The sequence below is a fragment of the Mesorhizobium sp. M1E.F.Ca.ET.063.01.1.1 genome, from assembly GCF_003998155.1.
In the GTDB taxonomy this organism is placed as follows: Bacteria; Pseudomonadota; Alphaproteobacteria; order Rhizobiales; family Rhizobiaceae; genus Mesorhizobium.
This window is the reverse complement of the sequence record NZ_RZSC01001767.1, coordinates 1-391: the sequence shown is the minus strand read 5'-3', so window position 1 is coordinate 391 and position 391 is coordinate 1. Positions and strand designations below refer to the sequence as shown.

Here is a 391-nt window from a genome sequence, read left to right as displayed (position 1 = left end):
CCATATGCTCCTCGCCGAGCGCGACGACGGCCAGCGCCTGCGCCTCGAAGTCGTTGAGCACGACGACCTCGCTCAGGCCCAGATTGGCGAACATCTGCCTCGGCTTGACCACCCAGGGGCAATTGGTGAGCGGGATCTCGTCGCCGTCGACCGGCCCGGCGATCGCCAGCACGGCCGAATTCGGCCGCACCGAGGAACGGTCGAGCACCGCCGCCTGGATCGCCTCGTCGATGGTGTTGAAATTGGCGGTCTGGACGATCTGCGGCTCGGTCGGGTCCGAATTGGCGTCGAGCACGATCGAGAAGCGCGCATTGGTGCCGCCGATGTCGCCGATCAGGACCGGAAACCGCAGCATTGTCTCGTCTTCACCTGCCATGCTCTTCTTTCGTTC

General features: G+C 65.0%; 1 protein-coding gene. It reads right to left on the bottom strand.

Going from position 1 to position 391, the window contains the following annotated elements:
- The coding region (locus EOA29_RS40795; RefSeq protein ID WP_189479222.1) for a glucokinase at positions 1-376 on the bottom strand (376 nt) is incomplete at its 3' end.
- Positions 377-391: the final 15 nt, after the last annotated feature.